This window comes from Prevotella sp. P4-119 (assembly GCF_002251345.1).
In the GTDB taxonomy this organism is placed as follows: Bacteria; Bacteroidota; Bacteroidia; order Bacteroidales; family Bacteroidaceae; genus Prevotella.
In genome coordinates, this window is record NZ_NPJB01000106.1 from 1 (window position 1) to 1,052 (window position 1,052).

Annotated in this window: 1 protein-coding gene; it reads left to right on the forward strand. The window is 41.3% G+C overall.

Features of this window, described 5'->3' with window-relative positions; translation table 11 throughout:
* Positions 1-20 precede the first annotated feature (20 nt).
* Complete coding sequence (locus CIK89_RS13025) at positions 21-935, forward strand: IS982 family transposase (RefSeq protein WP_094391789.1); 915 nt, start codon at positions 21-23, stop codon at positions 933-935.
* Positions 936-1,052 lie beyond the last annotated feature (117 nt).

Here is a 1,052-nt window from a genome sequence, read left to right on the forward strand (position 1 = left end):
TAGTTACAAAAATATTTAATATGACTACCGATTGCAAAGTTACAGAATTATTTTGTATTATAGACGAGTTTTGCAAACATTTTGATGCAGAAAATGCAGGAAATTTGCTGGAAGACAATAGCGGAGTGAAGCGTAGACGGCGTGCAGCATCGTTGTCCGACAGTGAAATCATGACGATTCTGTTGTATTTCCATTTCGGTACATTCCGCAATTTCAAGCACTACTACCTGTTCTTTATTAAGGGTACGATGAAGTCTTATTTTCCGAAAGCTGTGTCGTACAACCGCTTTGTGGAGTTGGAAAGCCGCGTGTTCTTCCAGCTCATGTTCTTCCTTAATCTGGGAGCTTTCGGAAGATGTACCGGCATAACATTCGTTGATTCCACGATGATACCCGTATGCCATAATCTCAGGAGATATGCCAATAAGGTATTCAAGGGAATTGCCACTGACGGAAAAGGAACTATGGGTTGGTGCCATGGCTTTAAGCTCCATCTTGCGTGCAATGACAGAGGCGAGATAATAGCGTTTGTACTTACTGGTGCAAATGTCAGCGACAAGGATCCGAATGTGTTCAAGGTTCTTGCTAAACGTTTGTATGGCAAGCTGTTCGCTGACAAAGGCTATATTTCGCAAAAGCTGTTTGACTTCCTCTTTGAGGATGGAATACAGCTGGTGACAGGGTTGCGCGTAAACATGAAAAACAAGCTGATGCCATTCTATGACAGAATGATGCTGCGCAAGAGATACATTATCGAAACCATTAACGACATGCTGAAGAATACGGCACAGATTGTACATTCACGCCATAGATCTGTAAGCAACTTTATCATGAACCTTATTTCTGCCTTGGGAGCATATTGTTTCTTTGATAACAAGCCAAAGGCATTGAAAGGATACTGCATCGAAGACACGAAGCAACTTACATTGTTCTAAGGACAGAATAATCTCTTTCGATTCTTTATATATAGCCCATGTCTGATGGTATGGGAAGAGAATTCACGTATCTGTCTTCACATGCAACTAATCGCTATTTTATCCCGAATTGGGGTA

Excerpts from the sequence above, each read along its gene's own strand:
- CIK89_RS13025 (WP_094391789.1), top strand. The coding sequence starts at position 21 with ATGACTACCGATTGCAAAGTTACAGAATTATTTTGTATTATAGACGAG.